Origin of the sequence: Chryseobacterium sp. T16E-39, from assembly GCF_002216065.1 — a bacterium.
GTDB lineage: Bacteria > Bacteroidota > Bacteroidia > Flavobacteriales > Weeksellaceae > Chryseobacterium.
The window spans coordinates 974,797-991,760 of sequence record NZ_CP022282.1 but is presented as its reverse complement, the minus strand read 5'-3'; the positions used below and the strand labels follow the sequence as shown (position 1 = coordinate 991,760).

15 protein-coding genes and 1 pseudogene are annotated in these 16,964 nt (G+C 35.7%); 7 read left to right on the top strand and 9 right to left on the bottom strand.

Annotated elements, in window-relative coordinates; translation table 11 throughout:
* Positions 1–46 precede the first annotated feature (46 nt).
* Positions 47–652, top strand: a complete 606-nt coding sequence (locus CEY12_RS04275) for a Crp/Fnr family transcriptional regulator (protein ID WP_089026506.1) — start codon at positions 47–49, stop codon at positions 650–652.
* A gap of 83 nt (positions 653–735) precedes the next feature.
* Positions 736–1,890 carry a T9SS type A sorting domain-containing protein gene (locus CEY12_RS04270; protein WP_089026505.1) on the top strand — a complete coding sequence of 385 codons (1,155 nt, stop codon included), beginning with the start codon at positions 736–738 and terminating at the stop codon, positions 1,888–1,890.
* Positions 1,891–2,101: 211 nt separating this feature from the next.
* On the opposite strand, the gene CEY12_RS04265 is transcribed toward CEY12_RS04270, so the two are convergent.
* Positions 2,102–3,424 carry a phosphatidylserine decarboxylase family protein gene (locus tag CEY12_RS04265; RefSeq protein WP_089026504.1) on the bottom strand — a complete coding sequence of 441 codons (1,323 nt, stop codon included), beginning with the start codon at positions 3,422–3,424 and terminating at the stop codon, positions 2,102–2,104.
* A 267-nt stretch (positions 3,425–3,691) separates the two neighbouring features.
* Between CEY12_RS04265 and CEY12_RS04260 the strand changes: the two genes are divergently transcribed.
* Complete coding sequence (locus CEY12_RS04260; protein ID WP_089026503.1) at positions 3,692–4,159, top strand: hypothetical protein; 468 nt, start codon at positions 3,692–3,694, stop codon at positions 4,157–4,159.
* A 22-nt stretch (positions 4,160–4,181) separates the two neighbouring features.
* Here the strand turns inward: CEY12_RS04260 and CEY12_RS04255 are convergent, their stop codons facing one another.
* Positions 4,182–4,559 carry a winged helix-turn-helix transcriptional regulator gene (locus CEY12_RS04255; RefSeq protein WP_089026502.1) on the bottom strand — a complete coding sequence of 126 codons (378 nt, stop codon included), beginning with the start codon at positions 4,557–4,559 and terminating at the stop codon, positions 4,182–4,184.
* Between the two features lie 90 nt (positions 4,560–4,649).
* Between CEY12_RS04255 and CEY12_RS04250 the strand changes: the two genes are divergently transcribed.
* The gene (locus CEY12_RS04250) at positions 4,650–5,825 is read left to right on the top strand and encodes an MFS transporter (protein ID WP_228409792.1); all 1,176 of its coding nucleotides are present in this window, start codon (positions 4,650–4,652) and stop codon (positions 5,823–5,825) included.
* Positions 5,826–5,912: 87 nt separating this feature from the next.
* Here CEY12_RS04250 and CEY12_RS22725 read toward each other — a convergent pair whose 3' ends face one another.
* The 3 genes from CEY12_RS22725 to CEY12_RS04240 all read right to left on the bottom strand — a co-directional run bounded on the left by CEY12_RS22725 (position 5,913) and on the right by CEY12_RS04240 (position 7,600).
* Positions 5,913–6,047, bottom strand: a complete 135-nt coding sequence (locus CEY12_RS22725) for a bacteriocin-like protein (RefSeq protein ID WP_262484922.1) — start codon at positions 6,045–6,047, stop codon at positions 5,913–5,915.
* 105 nt (positions 6,048–6,152) lie between these two features.
* Complete coding sequence (locus tag CEY12_RS04245) at positions 6,153–6,653, bottom strand: hypothetical protein (protein WP_089026500.1); 501 nt, start codon at positions 6,651–6,653, stop codon at positions 6,153–6,155.
* Positions 6,654–6,802: 149 nt separating this feature from the next.
* The gene (locus tag CEY12_RS04240) at positions 6,803–7,600 is read right to left on the bottom strand and encodes a hypothetical protein (RefSeq protein ID WP_089026499.1); all 798 of its coding nucleotides are present in this window, start codon (positions 7,598–7,600) and stop codon (positions 6,803–6,805) included.
* Positions 7,601–7,768: 168 nt separating this feature from the next.
* On the opposite strand from CEY12_RS04240, the gene CEY12_RS04235 reads away from it, so the two are divergent.
* From CEY12_RS04235 to CEY12_RS04225, 3 genes and pseudogenes are all read left to right on the top strand, one after another.
* The gene (locus CEY12_RS04235; RefSeq protein WP_089026498.1) at positions 7,769–8,140 is read left to right on the top strand and encodes a hypothetical protein; all 372 of its coding nucleotides are present in this window, start codon (positions 7,769–7,771) and stop codon (positions 8,138–8,140) included.
* Positions 8,141–8,277: 137 nt separating this feature from the next.
* Positions 8,278–8,763, top strand: a complete 486-nt coding sequence (locus CEY12_RS04230; protein WP_089026497.1) for a DoxX family protein — start codon at positions 8,278–8,280, stop codon at positions 8,761–8,763.
* A 102-nt stretch (positions 8,764–8,865) separates the two neighbouring features.
* Positions 8,866–9,656, top strand: a pseudogene (locus tag CEY12_RS04225) (PhzF family phenazine biosynthesis protein).
* A 117-nt stretch (positions 9,657–9,773) separates the two neighbouring features.
* On the opposite strand, the gene CEY12_RS04220 reads toward CEY12_RS04225, so the two are convergent.
* From CEY12_RS04220 to CEY12_RS04205, 4 genes are all read right to left on the bottom strand, one after another.
* Positions 9,774–9,962, bottom strand: coding sequence for a hypothetical protein (locus tag CEY12_RS04220; RefSeq protein ID WP_089026496.1), 189 nt, complete (start codon positions 9,960–9,962; stop codon positions 9,774–9,776).
* Positions 9,963–10,077: 115 nt separating this feature from the next.
* Positions 10,078–11,598: a TSUP family transporter gene (locus tag CEY12_RS04215; protein WP_089026495.1), complete on the bottom strand. Its 1,521-nt coding sequence runs from the start codon at positions 11,596–11,598 to the stop codon at positions 10,078–10,080.
* 4 nt (positions 11,599–11,602) lie between these two features.
* A complete protein-coding gene (locus tag CEY12_RS04210; RefSeq protein WP_089026494.1) occupies positions 11,603–14,479 on the bottom strand; it encodes a TonB-dependent receptor in 2,877 nt (958 codons plus the stop codon).
* 794 nt (positions 14,480–15,273) lie between these two features.
* Positions 15,274–16,947, bottom strand: a complete 1,674-nt coding sequence (locus CEY12_RS04205; protein WP_089026493.1) for an NADPH-dependent assimilatory sulfite reductase hemoprotein subunit — start codon at positions 16,945–16,947, stop codon at positions 15,274–15,276.
* Between the last annotated feature and the right edge of the window lie 17 nt (positions 16,948–16,964).

Sequence of the window (16,964 nt, the reverse complement as noted above, 5' to 3'; positions counted from 1 at the left end):
TTTTTAATGAAATAATTTTTTTCTTTGTATAAATTAAATAAATAAAATGCTGAATATCTTCACGGCAATCAATTCGTATATCAGTTCTATGATTGATGAAAAAGATCAGTCACCGGTCAATTTATCTTTAGAGAGTATGATGGCTGTTTTTATGAAATTGCAGAGAGAGGAATTGCCAAAAAATACATTATTAGTAAAACCCGGACAGGTATGTGAACATATTTACTTTGTTGAAAAGGGAGCGGCCAGGATTTTTTATTATAAGGATGAAAAAGATGTTACGGATGGTTTCAGAGGAGACGAAACTCTTTTGCTGTCGATCATTAGTTTTATCCGTCAAAAGCCTGATAAAAGAGGGATTGAGCTTCTTGATGAATGCGTATTATGGAAACTTAGCTATAAAGATCTGGAAGAATTATCCCATAATCATCCTGATATTCAGTATTTATATCGGATGATCATGAGTAGCGTCCTGATCATGACACAAAACAGAATAGACAGGATGCTATTTCAGACAGCAGAAGAAAGATATGATGATTTTGTAAAATCTCATCCCAGAGCCAATGAACTTCTTACTTTGGGAATGATTGCTTCATTTTTAGGAATAACACAGGAAACATTAAGCAGGATAAGAGCAAAAAGCAGGATTTGATCAATGTCAAAATATTGGTTTACCATTTTGATTTTTATCAAATTGATTAACCTGTCTCCCTCAATATCTTTGGAAAAAAAGATATGAGACAGAAAACAACCCTTTTATTTTTATTCCTTTTTATTTCAAATATTGTTTGCAGTCAGCAATGGCAAACAGGAACTTTACAGCACTCTTCAGGATTGAGGGAATACTCCATTTATGTTCCTTCCAATTACAATCCTCAAAATCCGGCATCATTGGTTTTTACTTTACACGGATTGGGAGATAATATGACCAATTTCAGAAACATCGGTTTTGCTGCTATCGCGGAATCTGATAATGCCATTATAGTATGTCCGCAAGCCTTAACAGATCCTTTAACGGGTAGTACGGCATGGAATTCAGGAGCAGGATTATCTTTCTATATTCCGAATTCAAATGTGGATGATGTAGGTTTTATAAGCGCTTTAATTGATAAAGTGAAACAAGACTACAGTATTAACCCCAACAAAGTTTTTGCGTGTGGCTTTTCTATGGGAGGATTTATGACCGAACGTCTGGCATTGGTTCTGAATAATAAAATTAAAGTTTTTGCCTCTGTGGCAGGAACATTTGGAAATGGAATTTTACCCGTGGCGGCCGGAACTCCTGGTCGGCCTGTATCTATTGCTCATTTTCATGGAACAGCTGATTCCACCATCGGATATACAAATAATAATTACGGAAACTCAGTGGATCAGCTGATCAGTTATTGGAAAACAAATAATCAGTCTGTATCGAGTCCTATACATACCCTGCTTCCTGATACCGTAAATGACGGATATACAGTAGACCATTATAAATACACAAGTCCCAACAATAATTCAGTGATTGAGCTGTTTAAGGTTAATAATGCATCCCATACCTGGCTGACATCTCAAAACGACATTTCTTATACTCAGAAGATTTGGGAATTTTTTAATCAAAACAGTGATTTTCTATCTGTCTCTGATGTACAGTCGAATATAAAACTTTCTTTTTATCCGATTCCTGCAAAAGATCACATTATCATTACATTCCCTAAAAATTACACTAATGTAGAATTAGAAATTGTTGACTTAAGTGGCCGAAGTATCTGGACTGAAAAAGCTGAAGTAAGAAATAATCAATATCAGCTAAATCTGAATTCTTTCAGACATGCCACAGGAACCTTTATCTTATCAATCAAAATAAAAGATGAAAACACTGTGATCAATAAAAAGGTCATTATCAATTAATAATAACCATGAAATTCAAGTAATAAGAGTAATTTCAGATTCCATATACAAACCTATTAGTAAAGAAGACCTCAAAAAAAATTGAGGTCTTTTTTTCTAAAATTTAAAATATATTCTGTTCCATAAATTTTCTAATTTATAGAACTAAGATTTACAATCAAGATACTATCCTTTGATAATTTTCAACCTTCAACTTTCCATTTTCAACTCATTAAGAAACTGTACCAATCCTTGCTTTCACTGGAATATTATAGGTATTTAAACTCGGAGTCTGTCCATGGAAATCAAAATCAATATTCACTCCCGGTCTGAAAATAAGACAGTGTGTTGATCCTCCAAAGTGGAACGTTCCAGTAGGATCTCCTTTTTTGATCCTGTCTCCTACTTTTACGGTGATCTCACAGCTGGAAACCTCTGCCATACCGATGGCTACAAAACACATCAACCCTATTTTTTCATTATCCGACTGGATAAAAATCAGTGCACGGGCTGCCAATTCAGCGATATATCCCTGTGAATCATTTGGACCTGCAGGGTCATAGCCTTCAACCGGTGCTTCCGCATAGTAGGTTCCCGGAACATTTTCTATAGCGACTACTGTTCCATCTACCGGGCTGTTCCATCTGTGGTAGGTTTTGGCACAAAGGAATGCCTGATATACAGTACTGTTATCTCCAAATTGCTGTGATAACGGATGGTTGTTCATAATATCAAGCAAAGAATAAGGCTGTCCCTTCATCCAGAATTTGTCCCGCATCATAGCGTTTGTAACACAATTATAAGGAGCCGATTCGCAGGCACTTACGATAACCGAAGGATCTTTGTCTACATCGCTTACTTCTCTCACACCAGGATTGAATTCACGGGTGAAAAAATCATCCCAGCTGTTATATCCGAAGTTAGGTTCATTAGGATTGCACTGATAATTATATATAAAATTTGCCAATGCTTCCTCAGGATCACTACCCTGTCCTCTTAATGGATCCATAGCTGCAATTGCTTCCAGGGCAGCAGGTGAAAACCATCCCACAGGATTGGTGTAATCCGGTTGTGGCTGAAATATAGGACCATCGACCAAAACGTATTTTGAAGCTTCAGATGCCAGGAATGTTTTCCATTCATTCAGGATCACATTTAATTTTTCGTTCACTAGCTCATTGGTAAAGGCCAGATATCCGCCGCTGGTACCCATTGCCCAATCGAGGATAGCATTGATCGGGAAACCAACCAATCCTATTGAATTTTCTATGGTACTGTAGCAGGGAGCCTCCTGTAAAATTTGATTCATGATGAGAAGCATGGTTTCAAAATTTTTCACAGGTTCGTTGTAACCTTGAGGAATCTCATCATACATGCTTGTAAAGCTCATCCATAGAATAGGATCGTTATATATTGCATCTCTCAGATCAGCAATAGCCGGATTTAAAGGAAGGTTGGATCGTTTGGCCTGATCGATCTTTTTAGTGATCCAGCTATTTAAAAAATTTCTGTCGGATGGAAGCCATTTTCCAACTCTGTACTTTACGTGATTCATAATATTAGTTTTTTGTTCCTACTCATCTGGCTTTTCGGATGACGCCCCGTTTTGTGATGGTCTCTGGTCTCCATGGTTATTGTTCTTATAAATAAATAGGATACGATAAAGTTACAATGGGAAACAGAGAATGGCAAGAGTATTTCTACTCAATGGGATATAGGTAGTATTACTGATAAGGCTTTTGTTATACTATTGGTGAGATTTGAAATATTTTATGTAACAGTAAAGGTTAGTATATTTGCTTTTATATTTTGATGAGGAGTGATGCGAACTTTTGAATTTGTTTTACCAGATAACAGACGTGCGATAACAGGAGCGATAATGATTCCTGTACTTCTTTTTATAACGATACTGTCAGGGAAAATGATGGATATTCCTATTAACTGGCTGTTAGGTGTCGGTATTACTGAATTTCTTGTTCTAGCTGTTATATTGATAAAATGGATGTGGAGAAAAGAGCGTCTTGTATTCTACCCGGATTATCTTGAATCAGCGCTTTATGGAAAAATTCCTTATAAAAATATGATTGAAATAGAGTCTCCATGGTATCTTCTCTATCCGGGTTTTACTCTTCGTTTGATAGGTAAGCGATCATGTCATTGGGTGATAAGTCATCCTCGTCCCTCCAAGCCATTAAGCAATACTCAGGATGAAGTGGATGCTTTCAATCATTTTAAAGAAATATTGAAGAAAAATATGGATGATTCTCACAGCAAAATTTCTGCTAAATAAGGCAATAGACTATTTCTTCAAATCAGGAATTTTCGGAATTATTATTTTTTTTTGGTGGATATTCAATTCCTGCATCAATGATCAGGTCGAAACCGTATTTCATAATGGTTTCTATGACAGGAATTGCTTTTTCTCCTTTCTCAGTCAGGCTATACTCTACTTTAGGAGGAACAACGGGGAAGACTTTCCGGTTAACCAATCCTTTGCTTTCCAATTCTCTTAGCTGACTTGTAAGCATCTTATCAGTAATGTGTGGAATATCTTTTTTTAGTTCGTTAAAGCGTAATGCTTTCTCTTGTAAACGCCATAAAATTGGCATTTTCCAGGTTCCACCTATATGGCTTAATGCAAACTCGATAGGCGTATAATACAGCCTCTTATCGTGGAAAAATTCAGGCATAAAAACGTTATATTTTACTTACACTTTCTAAAAGGTAAGTATATGACCATTTAGTAAGTATATGATTTTTTGAAAGTGCTTTTTGCAAATTTGCAAAAAATATTTTACATGAAATCGAAAAGAACACTTTACATTTTGGCATTAGGCATTTTTGGAATTGGTACAACCGAGTTTGGTGTCATTGGTATATTACCGCAGCTAGCCCATGCTTTTAATGTAAGTATTGAGAAGGCAGGCTGGCTATTGAGTGGTTTTGCCCTTGCTGTTGCTATTTCCGGACCTTTTATGATGATGCTTTTATCTTCCTTTAAAAGAAAAGGTTTAATGGCATTTGTTTTAGGGATTTTTGCTTTATCCAATTTACTTTCTATCATTGCTCCAAATTTTGGATTTCTTTTAGCTGCACGGATTTTGCCTGCATTCTTTCATCCTGTTTATTGGGCTGTTGCTTTATCTTCTGCAGCCAACATTGTCTCTGAAAAAGAAGCTCCTAAGGCTGTAAGCATTGTATTTGGTGGCTTTACCATTGCTAGTATTCTGGGTATTCCAATTGCAACACTCATGGCTGATGTGTTTAATTGGCAATCGTCTTTCATTCTCTATGCTGCTATAAATATCATTTCCTTTGTTGGGATATTACTTTTTTTACCGGATATTCCAATGCCAGATAAAAAGAAAAGGAATTCAAATCTTAGTATTTTTAAGAGCAAAATTTTATGGATAAATCTTTTCGTAGCCTGTTTTATAGTTGCTGCAATGTATGCTACATATGGATATATGGCTGATTATTTAGGGAAAGTAAACAAAATGAATGGTAAAGAAATAAGTGTTTTACTATTTATTTTCGGAGTAACCGGAATCTTTGGCAATCAGTTAGCAGGGAAGTTTTTATCCAAAAATATTTATACGACAACACTCTTATTTATTCTGTCCTTGGTATTGGTGCATATTTTACTTTATAATTTAGGAACTCAGTTTATATCGATTGCAGTAATGATGGGTGTATGGGGATTAGTACATTCAGGTGGTTTTCTTATCAGTAATATTAATGTAACCTCTTCAGCACCAGAGTCACGTGAATTTATTAACAGCGTTTTTACTTCCTGTGGAAATATTGCAGTTACTTTAGGTACGGGTATCGGTGGTTTTTGGATTACTCATTTTGGCATTCATCAAATTGTTTGGTCAAGTATCTTATGTCTACTCATTTCATTTTTAATCCTTATTCTTAAAAAAGTACAAATGGTGAAATCACAGCGTATTTAGAAACATCTATGCTTTGCTTTGATATATTAAGCCCCTCGCAGAGCGAGGGGCTTGAAATTTAAAGATCGTTATCAATTGTCTTCTGGTTTATAAACAACAGGTCTGTGCTTCAGGAATACAGCCTCCTGATGGTGTACACCAGTAATACCCTTTTGAGCATACCGAAGCGGCACCTCTGATTGTTTTTAAATCTTCTTTTGAGATTTGTCTAAGATTTTTCATTGTAAATAATTTAGTGGTTTGTGATGTAAATATGGTCAATATTTTTCTAACTAACTGTAAATCATTTAAAAATATTATTTAAAGATCTTAAATTTAAAAATAAGATCACTTGATGCCGATAAGATGTAAAGCAGTGGAACTTAGATATATTTCATCGAAAACAGTAAGAGATTCAATGTCTTCAAATGTCTGAAATTTCAGATCAACTTTGTTAAAGGACAATTCGATAGAATCATCATAAGAAGCCACAATTCTCACCACGGAATAGCCATTATAGGCTACCTGAAAACCTTCAAAAAAACATTTTTGTTCTGCTGTTTGGTATATGCTGTTTTCTTTAAATCCAGGAACCGCAGAGTTTTCATTCGTTTTTTTAGTATTATGTTCAAGCGACTTCCAACTCGCATAATTTTTTGGTTCCTTCAGTACATTTCCGTCTGTATCTACAGGAATAAACATTCCAAGCGTTAAAGGATGCTTCAGAAGATTGGCATAATTATTCATCAAATTTAAGGTCTGAAGATCGGCATATCCTTCGTGTGAATAATATTCAAGAACGAAAGTTGTCATCGGAATAAGCTTATGGGAAGCATCGGCTGGAACCATTAATAATTTTTGTGTTGTAAATGAGTTTAATTTTGTGGCAAATATACAAGTTTCCTTAAATTGATAACGCTCACAACACCTGAGAATTCAGTCTTTCCCGGTATTTTTTCTTAGAATAAATAAGGTTAGGACATGTTTTTTTATGCTGCTTATTTTTTGTCTGCCGTTTCTTCTTTTTCCAATTCTTCCTGAAATTCAATCATTGCTTTTGTGGTACCGGATTTTAAACTCCCGTTTTTCTCCCCTTCGTCCCAGGTTTTAAAAGCTTTATCTTTGAGACCTATTGTATAGTAATAGCTTCCTAATACCGTATAACCTTCAGGTTCTCCCAGGTCTACTATTTTTTTAGACAATGCAATCAGTTCAGGATGAGGTTTTAATTTTTTAGCAGCAATTTTTGCAGGATCACCAAAAAGTCCCGGAGTGTACTCCATCATCTTTAACCCGAAAAGATTCATACAGGCTTTAGCTAATCCTTTATTGCAAAGTTCTTCATTGATTACAGAGGTTTTTCCGGAGACTAATGCTTCGAAATCGAGATCTGATTTGGAAGGGCTTTTGGTTTTATCATAATACTCGGCAAGTAGCTGAGCTTTTTTTACGGCATCTACGGGATTACGTCTGTTATTGATTTCTGAACTGTCTTTTTTAAGATTCCATACTCCTTTCTCTACCCAATCTGATATTCCACTGAGTTTTCCTTTTTTTATTTTGAAGATGAATATACTTTTATCGGGATAAATGATCAGACTATCATTTCTCGTAAAATAGTCCCCATAATCCATGTCAGATATCAAAACTTTTCCATTCCCATCAAAGTTAAAACTGCCGTAAAGTGTTTGATCGTTCACAGCTTTGTAATATCCCTGGAGAGAATTGTCAGCACCTTGTGCGGATAGAATACAGCTGAATAAAAACAATATTATATATAATAATTCCTTTTTCATAATTGGTGAAATTGCTTTAATGATGAATGTTTTTTCTTTTTTACAAAGCTATTGAATAGGAATGGTTATTGGGGTGACCAATATCAATTTAATAGTGATCTGTAGAAAATACATCCCAAAAAAGACCATTAATATTTTACTATATTTGTGACTGTTTATAGAAAGTCTATGGTAAAACAAATTGGTTTATTGCATCATACAAAAGTACTCAGTGTATTTTTACTGCTTACCCATTTGTTTATTTTTAAAGCGGATTATACTCATTTTTCCAAATCATTATTCAATGCTTATCGCAGTTCCTCTGTGGATTCTCATAAAGAATGCAGTAAAAAGTATCTTGAAGAAAACAATAAGACGCCTATAAAATGCAATAACAATTATTGCAATAGTTTTTCATCATTTTTTACGGCTTCCTTTTCATATTTTAGATTAGGTAAGTTAATGGACAGGAACATCAAAGACCGTTTCTTTTTATATGATGATCCACCCTATTCTTCTTTTTTTAATTCCATCTGGATTCCTCCTAAAATAAAAGTTTAATTCTCAAAGTTTCAGCCTTAATTGTACGCTGAGCTTACAAAATGGAATAAAGTTATTCCACTATTTCTAATCTTACATAACATGAATGGGTATCTTTCATGGACTTGTTATTTAACCTAAAATGAATTAAAATTATTATGAATACAACGATATCAAAATTCGAAAAAAACAGCAAAAATATATACATCATATGCAGGATCTTAATCGGCCTGTTCTTCTTTATTGCCGGTTTTAATAAATTATTTCATCCTATTTTTCAAGGATATATGTTCAACACCATTAGCAATATTGGCTTTCCGTTTCCCGGATTTACGGCCAATTTTACTGCTTTTTGTGAATGTATATTCGGACTGTTTTTAATGATCGGCTTATGGACGCGAATAAGCTCTGTTTTTTTAATCATCATCATACTTGTTGCGTTATTTACCCATGATCTTGCTAGCATTCCTAAAGAACTTATTCCCATTAAACCGGAGACCGGAGTATATGAAATGGATCCTTTTACGTGGCTGAGTTATTTTCTGTATCTGCCACAGACACTGTATTTGCTGTTTTTAATGATGTTTCTGTCGCAGGGATGTGTGGGATTTGGTATTGGTACTTCCAAAAAGATCAGTGCCTAACCTATAAATAAGCTCCTTTTTAATATGATTATTGTCTTCAGTATAAAGCTGAAGATGAAAAGAAATTTTTACTTTTACTGAAGACAATTTATATCCTCGACTATGAAATTAGAATTATATCAGATCGATGCATTCACAGATGAGCTTTTCAGAGGGAATCCTGCTTGTGTTGTTCCTTTAAAAGAATGGCTTCCCGATGAAATACTTTTAAAGATTGCCATGGAGAATGCAGTTGCTGAGACCGCATTTTTTATCAACAATGGCTCAAAAATACATCTTCGATGGTTTACCCCTGAAATTGAAATGGATCTATGCGGACATGCTACTTTGGCAACAGCGCATTGTCTGATTTCAATTTTAAATTATGAAAGCAATGAAATTATTTTTGAAACAAGAAGTGGTGAATTGAAGGTAATTTTTAAGGATGGACTGTACTATCTTGATTTTCCTTCAAGGATGCCCATACCCTCTGTTTTGCCGGATATTATTTCTAAAGCATTGAATATTCAGCCAAAAGAGGTATTTCAAGCAAGGGATTATGTGTTGGTGTATGATACAGAAGATGAAATAAAAAACATCAAAATTGACAGACAGACTTTTGATCAGATCAATTTAGATCCGGGAGGTGTCATTGTAACAGCGAAAGGAAGTGAAAGTGATTTTGTTTCCAGGTATTTTTTACTTCACAGTCGAGTATTCTGGAAGATCCGGTAACGGGTTCTGCTCATTGTTCCTTAATTCCTTTCTGGTCTGAAAGACTTGGAAAAAAAGACCTGTTTGCTATGCAGATCTCCGAAAGACTTGGAAAGTTATATTGTGAAGATCAGGATGAGCGGGTCATTATTGCAGGAAAAGCAAAGACATATGCTGCAGGTCATCTTTGGACAGAGTAAAATATTTGTATAAAGTACTTTAAATCTAATTAGGGTAATCATAAAATAAATTTCCCTCCATTTTAACAATACAAAGTTGTTAGAATGGAGGGAAAAATGATGTGCTGATTGTTTATTTTAATCCCAAATTATAGCAGTACATAAGCCATATTTAGGTCCTGCATCGGAGATGGGGTGACATGCTCCGGCTATGCAACAGTTACCTGCTCCACAGTCATTATTAGCAGGACATGGAATTCGGCCTCCATTGATTGATTTCAGTTGTTTTCTGTCTAATGAACTTAGATTTTTAAGGTTTGATTTCATATTAGTTTTTTTTGTTATTAATCAAATATAATAAAAGATTACTAATTTTTAATTAAAATGTAAAATAAAATACTAATTAATAGATACTTATATTTATTTGCCGAACACCAGACCCTTATGATGAAAAGGATTTTATAATGGTGATAAGACTCATTACAATAACAACAACACCCACGACGACAAACATCTTTTTAGTTGGAAGCTTTGAAGTAAGCATCGCTGAAAAAGGAGCTGTAAAAACACCACCCAGCAAAAGCCCTAATACAATATTCCAATGATGAATACCAATGGTAAAAATAAAAGTGACCGCACTGGTGATGGTAAGCAGGAATTTAGCCACGGTTGAGCTTCCCACAACATAACGGGGAATTCTACCTTCTTTGATCAACGTTCCGGTTACCAATGGTCCCCAGCCTCCCCCTGCAAAAGAATCTATAAAGCCACCAACAAGTCCTAAGACTCTAAGGTTGGTCCTCTTTTTTGTTTTAACCTGATTGGTTTTCTTTTCTTTGAACGCATTTTTTAGGATATTCAATCCCAGATACAAAGTGTAGCACGCAATAATGGGCTTTACAATATGTGCATAATATTCGCCGTAATGGGACAGCGTTAATGCACCGATCACAGAACCAACGATTGCTAATGGAAATAATACCCAGACCATTTTTTTATTGACATTCCCCAATTTATAATGGCTAAAACTTCCCGCTGCCGTTGTAAATGATTCTGCGGAATGAATGCTGGCACTTACTACCGGTGATGGAACATTAAGTAGTAAAAGTATCGTAGTACATATGACTCCATAACCCATTCCCATGGATCCGGCAACGATTTCTGCCAGGAAGCCAGCAAGCAGCATCCAGTAAAAAATATGACCGTCTTTGCTAAGAAAAACCTGAATATCATCTGACAGATTGAACTGGTAAATAATAATTCCCAATACTCCAAAAAGAATTAAAACACCAATGATTGCTAAATAGATATTCGCTCTTCTTTGAGCTATTTTAGTAATATTGATAAGTTTTTCTATTTCCAGATCTGATTTTGTGGGATTGCCTTTTCCTACATCCAGATACTCTGTGGTTACTCTGTTTAGCTCCTGGACTTTGTAATTGAAATCTCCTTTTAACTGATTGCGGATGTTTTGCATATTTTCCAATACATCATCCATTTCATCAGGAATCGTTTCTGTGAAAGTTTCCCGCAATCTTTTAGCAATAGTTGGGGATTTCCCATTGGTTGAAATGGCAATTTTAAGACTTCCCTTTTTTACAATAGAGCCTAAATAGAAATCACATAGATCTGGTTTATCAGCAACATTAACCAGCACATTATTTTGATAGGCTTGATTTCTGATTTCTTCGGCTACTATGATATCATTAACCGCTATAATGGCAAGATCTACATCTTTAAAATCATAAGGGTTATAAGATCTTTCATATAACGTTAAACTGGGAAATTGAGACTGCAATGACTTAATTTCTGGAATAATTTCCTTGGCCACCAGTTTAATAAAGGTATTAGGAGAATTGCCGAGGATGGATTCTAATTTTTCGAGAGCAACCTTACCACCACCGATGATCAGTAGTGATAAGGTTTCAAGTTTTAAGAATATGGGATATAAAGAATTACTCATTTGATTACAGTTTTAAATCATAGGTAAAAGCGAGGTAATACAACCCACCAATTTCAGGACCTGCAGCGTATTGAAAATAACGGCGGTTAAACAGGTTGGTAGCTCCGATTTTTACATTTGCATTGATTTCAGGAAGCTTCCAGGTTGCCTGCGCATCTATTGTATAATAAGCCGGGATTTGTCCTGAAGCCAGAGGGCTTTCCCATAAAAACTTATTCTGCCACCTTGCAACAAGTGTAAAGCCAATATTCTTGATGATCTCCCTGTTTCCTATACTCACATTCACCATCCATTTCGGGGTGTTAAAAGAGGTAATAAACAAATCTGAATTGTTATTGGACGCCAGATCATTGTAAGAAATATTGGCATTGATGTTATAGTTTTTCACAATATTATACCGGATACCTAATGAAGTTCCATAGCTTTTGTATGTACTGTTGCTATTAGTATACACCCTGTAACGGTCCTGCTTACTTCGATCGATCATATCCAGGACAGCGCTTTCGCTTCCCACTTTACCATTTTTAGGTACAGCCACTTCTACCTGTCCAAGAAATCCTTCATAGATGTTGTAGTAAAAATCCCAATCCAGCACCAGTTTACTATTAAAGAAAACGGACTTATACCCTACTTCAAATGAATTGATTTTTTCGGGTTGCAGCTTTTGGAGATTGGCAACTGCTAAAAGATTTTTGTTATCCAACGCTGCCTGGTTTGGACTTTTCCCTCCATCTACATCAGCATTTACTGCAGAAGTGAATCTGTCAAGGGAAGCAAGCGTATATGAATTTTCAAGATAACCCAGCCCTTCATTCACTTTTGAAAGTCCGCCCACCCTTCTTACGTTTCCGTTGTTGACGAAGGAAAGAGCTTCAAACAATGAGGGAAAACGGTACCCATTTTGAAAAGAGGCCCTGAAATTATGTTGATTCACAGGAGAATAGACAATACTTATTCTCGGATTTATTTTTGCTTCGAATTCAGGATTCCGGTCAACGCGTAAGGCTGCATTAAGTTTTAATTTATCATCAAAGAAAAGTTTGGTGATCTGGGCAAAAGCCCCATATTTCTGATAAATAACATCCTTACCAAAAGTGCCATTGGATAAAGGGGTATTTCTTTCTTTAACCGGTCTGTCAAAATCAACAAAATTATTTCCATCCGGGGTTATGCTGTACAGGCGATAGTCGATACCTGCAAGCAAGTTGAATATTTTTACAAACCTGCTTAAGTCATAGGTCAGTTCACCCTGGTAAAAGCGTGATTTTTGTTCAAGTTTAGCCCCTCCTGTAGCGGGAGCTCCGGCAACTCCCCCATTGGCTGAATCCCAGTTATTGATTCCAATAATGGTATTTTTTAGTTGTTCAAAAGCATAGGTCCCGGGAACTGCTCTGTTTTTATCTGCTTCCTGTCTTGCACGGATGAAAGCATCATTTAAGCTTACTCCTGCATTGATATTATTTTGCAAAGCTGACTGAAAGATGTTTTTCCAATTGCTATTAGAAAGATTGGTCAGATCCAGGTTATCAGCCAAAGGTTTCAGATTGTAAGAATCACCTGTATTTTCTATTGATACATAAGCCCTAAACGTCAACTCTTTACCGGTAAGCTCTACTTTATGGTTTTGGACTGTTGCATTTTGAAGCCTGATCTTATTTCCTCTCTGAAAAGTTCCGTCAAGCAATCCATATCGATATACATAAGATGTTCTCCATTGATCCCCAAAACGATAATACAACCCGGCATCAAATTTTACATTTTTAACTTCCGGGCTTACGAGATCCTTTTCAAGATATCCTGTTCGTGACACATTGAATGTGGTAGGCTTCCCATTATAATCTACCTTTACGGCAACCCGGTTGTTTCTTTCATCTCCGTATTTATTCCAAAGATCTTCTGCAGGATTATTACCCAATGAAAAATTAGGATTAGCAGTAATTAATGGATTGGCATTCTGATCGGTTTGATTATTTGAGATCCAGTCTACTCCACTAAAATAAGATGCATTGACTTTAATAGCGAGGTTCTTATTTAAAGCTTTTGCAAACCTGATGGCACTTTCTCCCAAAGAAGATATTTTATGGTTTACATTATCAACATGATTAACTCCTCCCCGAAAATAGACACTCAATCCCTGTGAGGTAAAAGGATCTTTTGTCTGAAGACTTGCCAATCCATTAATAGCATTCATCCCATAAAGAGCAGATGCCGCTCCCGGAGTTACCTCCATAGATTGGATATCCAGTTCTGTGGGGCCTATGGCATTTCCTAATGGAACTCCCAAAGTAGCAGATTGCACATCAACCCCATCCACCAATTGCATGAAGCGAAAATTATTAGGCGAATTAAAACCTCGGGAATTAGGGATTTTTAACGTAAGACTAGAGGTTAAAAGTTGCAAACCTTTCACGTTTTCAAGGGTTTCATAAAATGAAGCAGCAGGGCTCTCCCGGATGGCTCTGATGTCAATCTTTTCAATCGCTATAGGAGATCTTAGAACCTTTTCCGGAACTCTGGAAGCCGAAATAACCACTTCATCGATAATGGCATTCTGAGGATTTAGCTCTATCGCTATTTTATTGGAAAGGGAAAGTATTTCAACTGTTTGACTGATGAATCCTTCTTTACTAATAACGATTCGAAAGGGTATTTTAACCCTCGTTCTTATTTTAAAATTTCCCTGTTGATCTGTTAATGAAGTATCCTCTGTATGTTCAACCTGAACTTTTACAGCGGTAATCCCTTTTTGGGTGTCTGTGTTTTTGATGATTCCACTTAATTCTATCAGCTGCTGTTGTGCTTCCGCCAGGTTAAAGAATAAAAGGACAAATAATAGTATACCCACTTTCTGCAGAAAAAGTCCCTGCCTTTTGTTTTTCATTTTTCATTTTTTTACGTTATACGAATAAATCTGTTTAAACTTTTAATAAGGGAGATTAGGACCATGATGTATTTTTAAACAGTTTTAATGTTGTCTGTTGTATAAAATCAACAGCACATATACATTCGTAAACCTAAAAGATGATGGTTTTGTTTGTTAGTTTTTTTCTGATGATAAAGTAGTTGTGCCATATTTTCAATTTAAGTTTTTAATGACTGGAGAAGTAATATTTTTTTAACCACAAACCGAAGGTTCGACATAGTCAAAAGCGACAAAAGCTTTTAAACACTATGTCATTGCGAACGAATGTGAAGCAATCTCACTTAACATTTAAGTTGATTTAAGTTTCCAGCTTTACGTATATCAAGATCACTTAAGTCTTCTGAAAATCTAAGATTTTCATCTTATGTGCACTTTTTCACAATCTAATTATAAACTTTAACTTAAGTGTTCTTAAGTGTTTATAAACAAAGCTTTTGTGACTTTTGTGGTTTAATTTTAATTAAAAGTTTCAAGCATGTTATTTTTTTACCACAAAAGGGACAAAAGTTTTTAAACACTATGTCATTGCGAACGAATGTGAAGCAATCTCACTTAACACTTAAGTTGATTTAAGTTCCCAGCTTTATGCATATCAAGAGCACTTAAGTTTTTAGAAAATCTAAGACTTTTATCTTATGTGAACTTTTTTCACAATCTAATTATAAACTTAGCTTAAGTGCTCTAAAGTGTTTATAAATAAAGCTTTTGTGACTTTTGACTACGTCGAACCTTCGGTTTGTGGTTAAGCAATTTTAATTCAAGCTTTGTAAATAGCGGTATGAAAAATCACCAAACGTTTCCTCAGTCAGTTTTTCCTGTACATATATGCCGAAAAGCTGATCCAAGGTTTCAAGAATTTCTTCTTCACCAATATTTTCTTTGAATTTTGTATTAAGGCGCATTCCTAATCTGTCTCCACCGATGTGAAGGTTATATTTGCCATATGCTGTTCCTACAAAGCCGATTTCAGCATTAGGAGATCTTCCGCAACCATTTGGACATCCGGTCATTCTAATCGTTATATCTTCCTCTAAAAGACCATACTTTTCAAGGACAGGTTCAATTTTAGTCACCAGAGAAGGCAGATAGCGCTGTGCTTCCGCTAACGCTAATGAACAGGTATTTAATGCGACACAGGCAACAGAATTTTTGCGTAATGCACTTGCATTTTCAGTATATTCAGAAATTCCAAATTCTTTTAGAAGAGATTCAATTTGAGGCTTGTCTGCTTCTTCAATATCAGAAATAATAAGGTTCTGGTTACAAGTAAAACGGAAGTTAACTTTATCTAATTCTGCAATCTTTAATAGTCCTGATTTTAAAGGATATTCATCAGTGTCCAGGACTCTTCCATGTTCTACAAAAACAGTGTAAAACCATTTTCCTTCATGATTTTTTGTCCAGCCATAACGGTCTTTTCTTTGTTCAAATTTAAATTCTCTGGCTGGCTCGAAAGCAAAACCAGTCCTTTTTTCAACTTCAGCTCTATATCCATCAATGCCCAATTGATCGATCGTATACTTTAACCTTGAAAGTTTTCGATCGCTTCTGTTTCCGAAATCACGCTGTACGGTTATAATTTCGTATACAGCTTTTAATACTTTTTCTTCACTATCTACAAATCCAAGCACGGAAGCCAGACGGGCATACGTTGACTCATTTCCATGGGTGGCACCTAGCCCTCCTCCTGCAGCAATATTATAACCAGCGATCTTATTGTTCTCAATAATTGCAATCAGTGCAATATCATTGATAAATACATCCACATCATTATTGGGGGGAACTGCGATTCCGATTTTCAGCTTTCTTGGCAGATACCTTTCCTGATAAAGAGGATCTTCTTCCACTTTTCTGTCAACAATTAATTCATCATCGATCCAGATGTCGTAGTATGACTTGGTCTTTGGAAGACACATTTCACTGATCTTACCAGCCAGTTCATAAGCCTCCTGATGCAGTGGTGATTCAGAAGGATTAGCGGTACAGGTTACATTTCTATTAACATCTCCACATGCTGCAATAGAATCGAGATGTTGAATATTAAAACTTTGAATGGTAGGTTTTAAGTGGGATTTTAAAATACCATGCAGCTGAATAGTCTGTCTTGTGGTTATTTTTATCGTTCCTGTAGAATGATCTTCTGCAATTTCATTCAATCCTGACCATTGTTCAGAGGTTAAAAAACCTCCGGGAAGTCTTAGCCGGATCATATATGAATAAAGCCATTCTAACTTTTTGCTTACTCGTTCTTCTCGTCTGTCTCTATCATCCTGCTGATACATTCCGTGGAACTTGATCAGGGTTTGATCATCTTCTCTTATGGCTCCGGTGAAATCATCGGAAAGACTTTCCTTTAAGGTTCCTCTGAGTCCGTTACTGCCGGTTTTAATTCTTTCTACGGGTGAAAGGTTATCTTTATTGCTCATTATTTTCTTTTTATTTA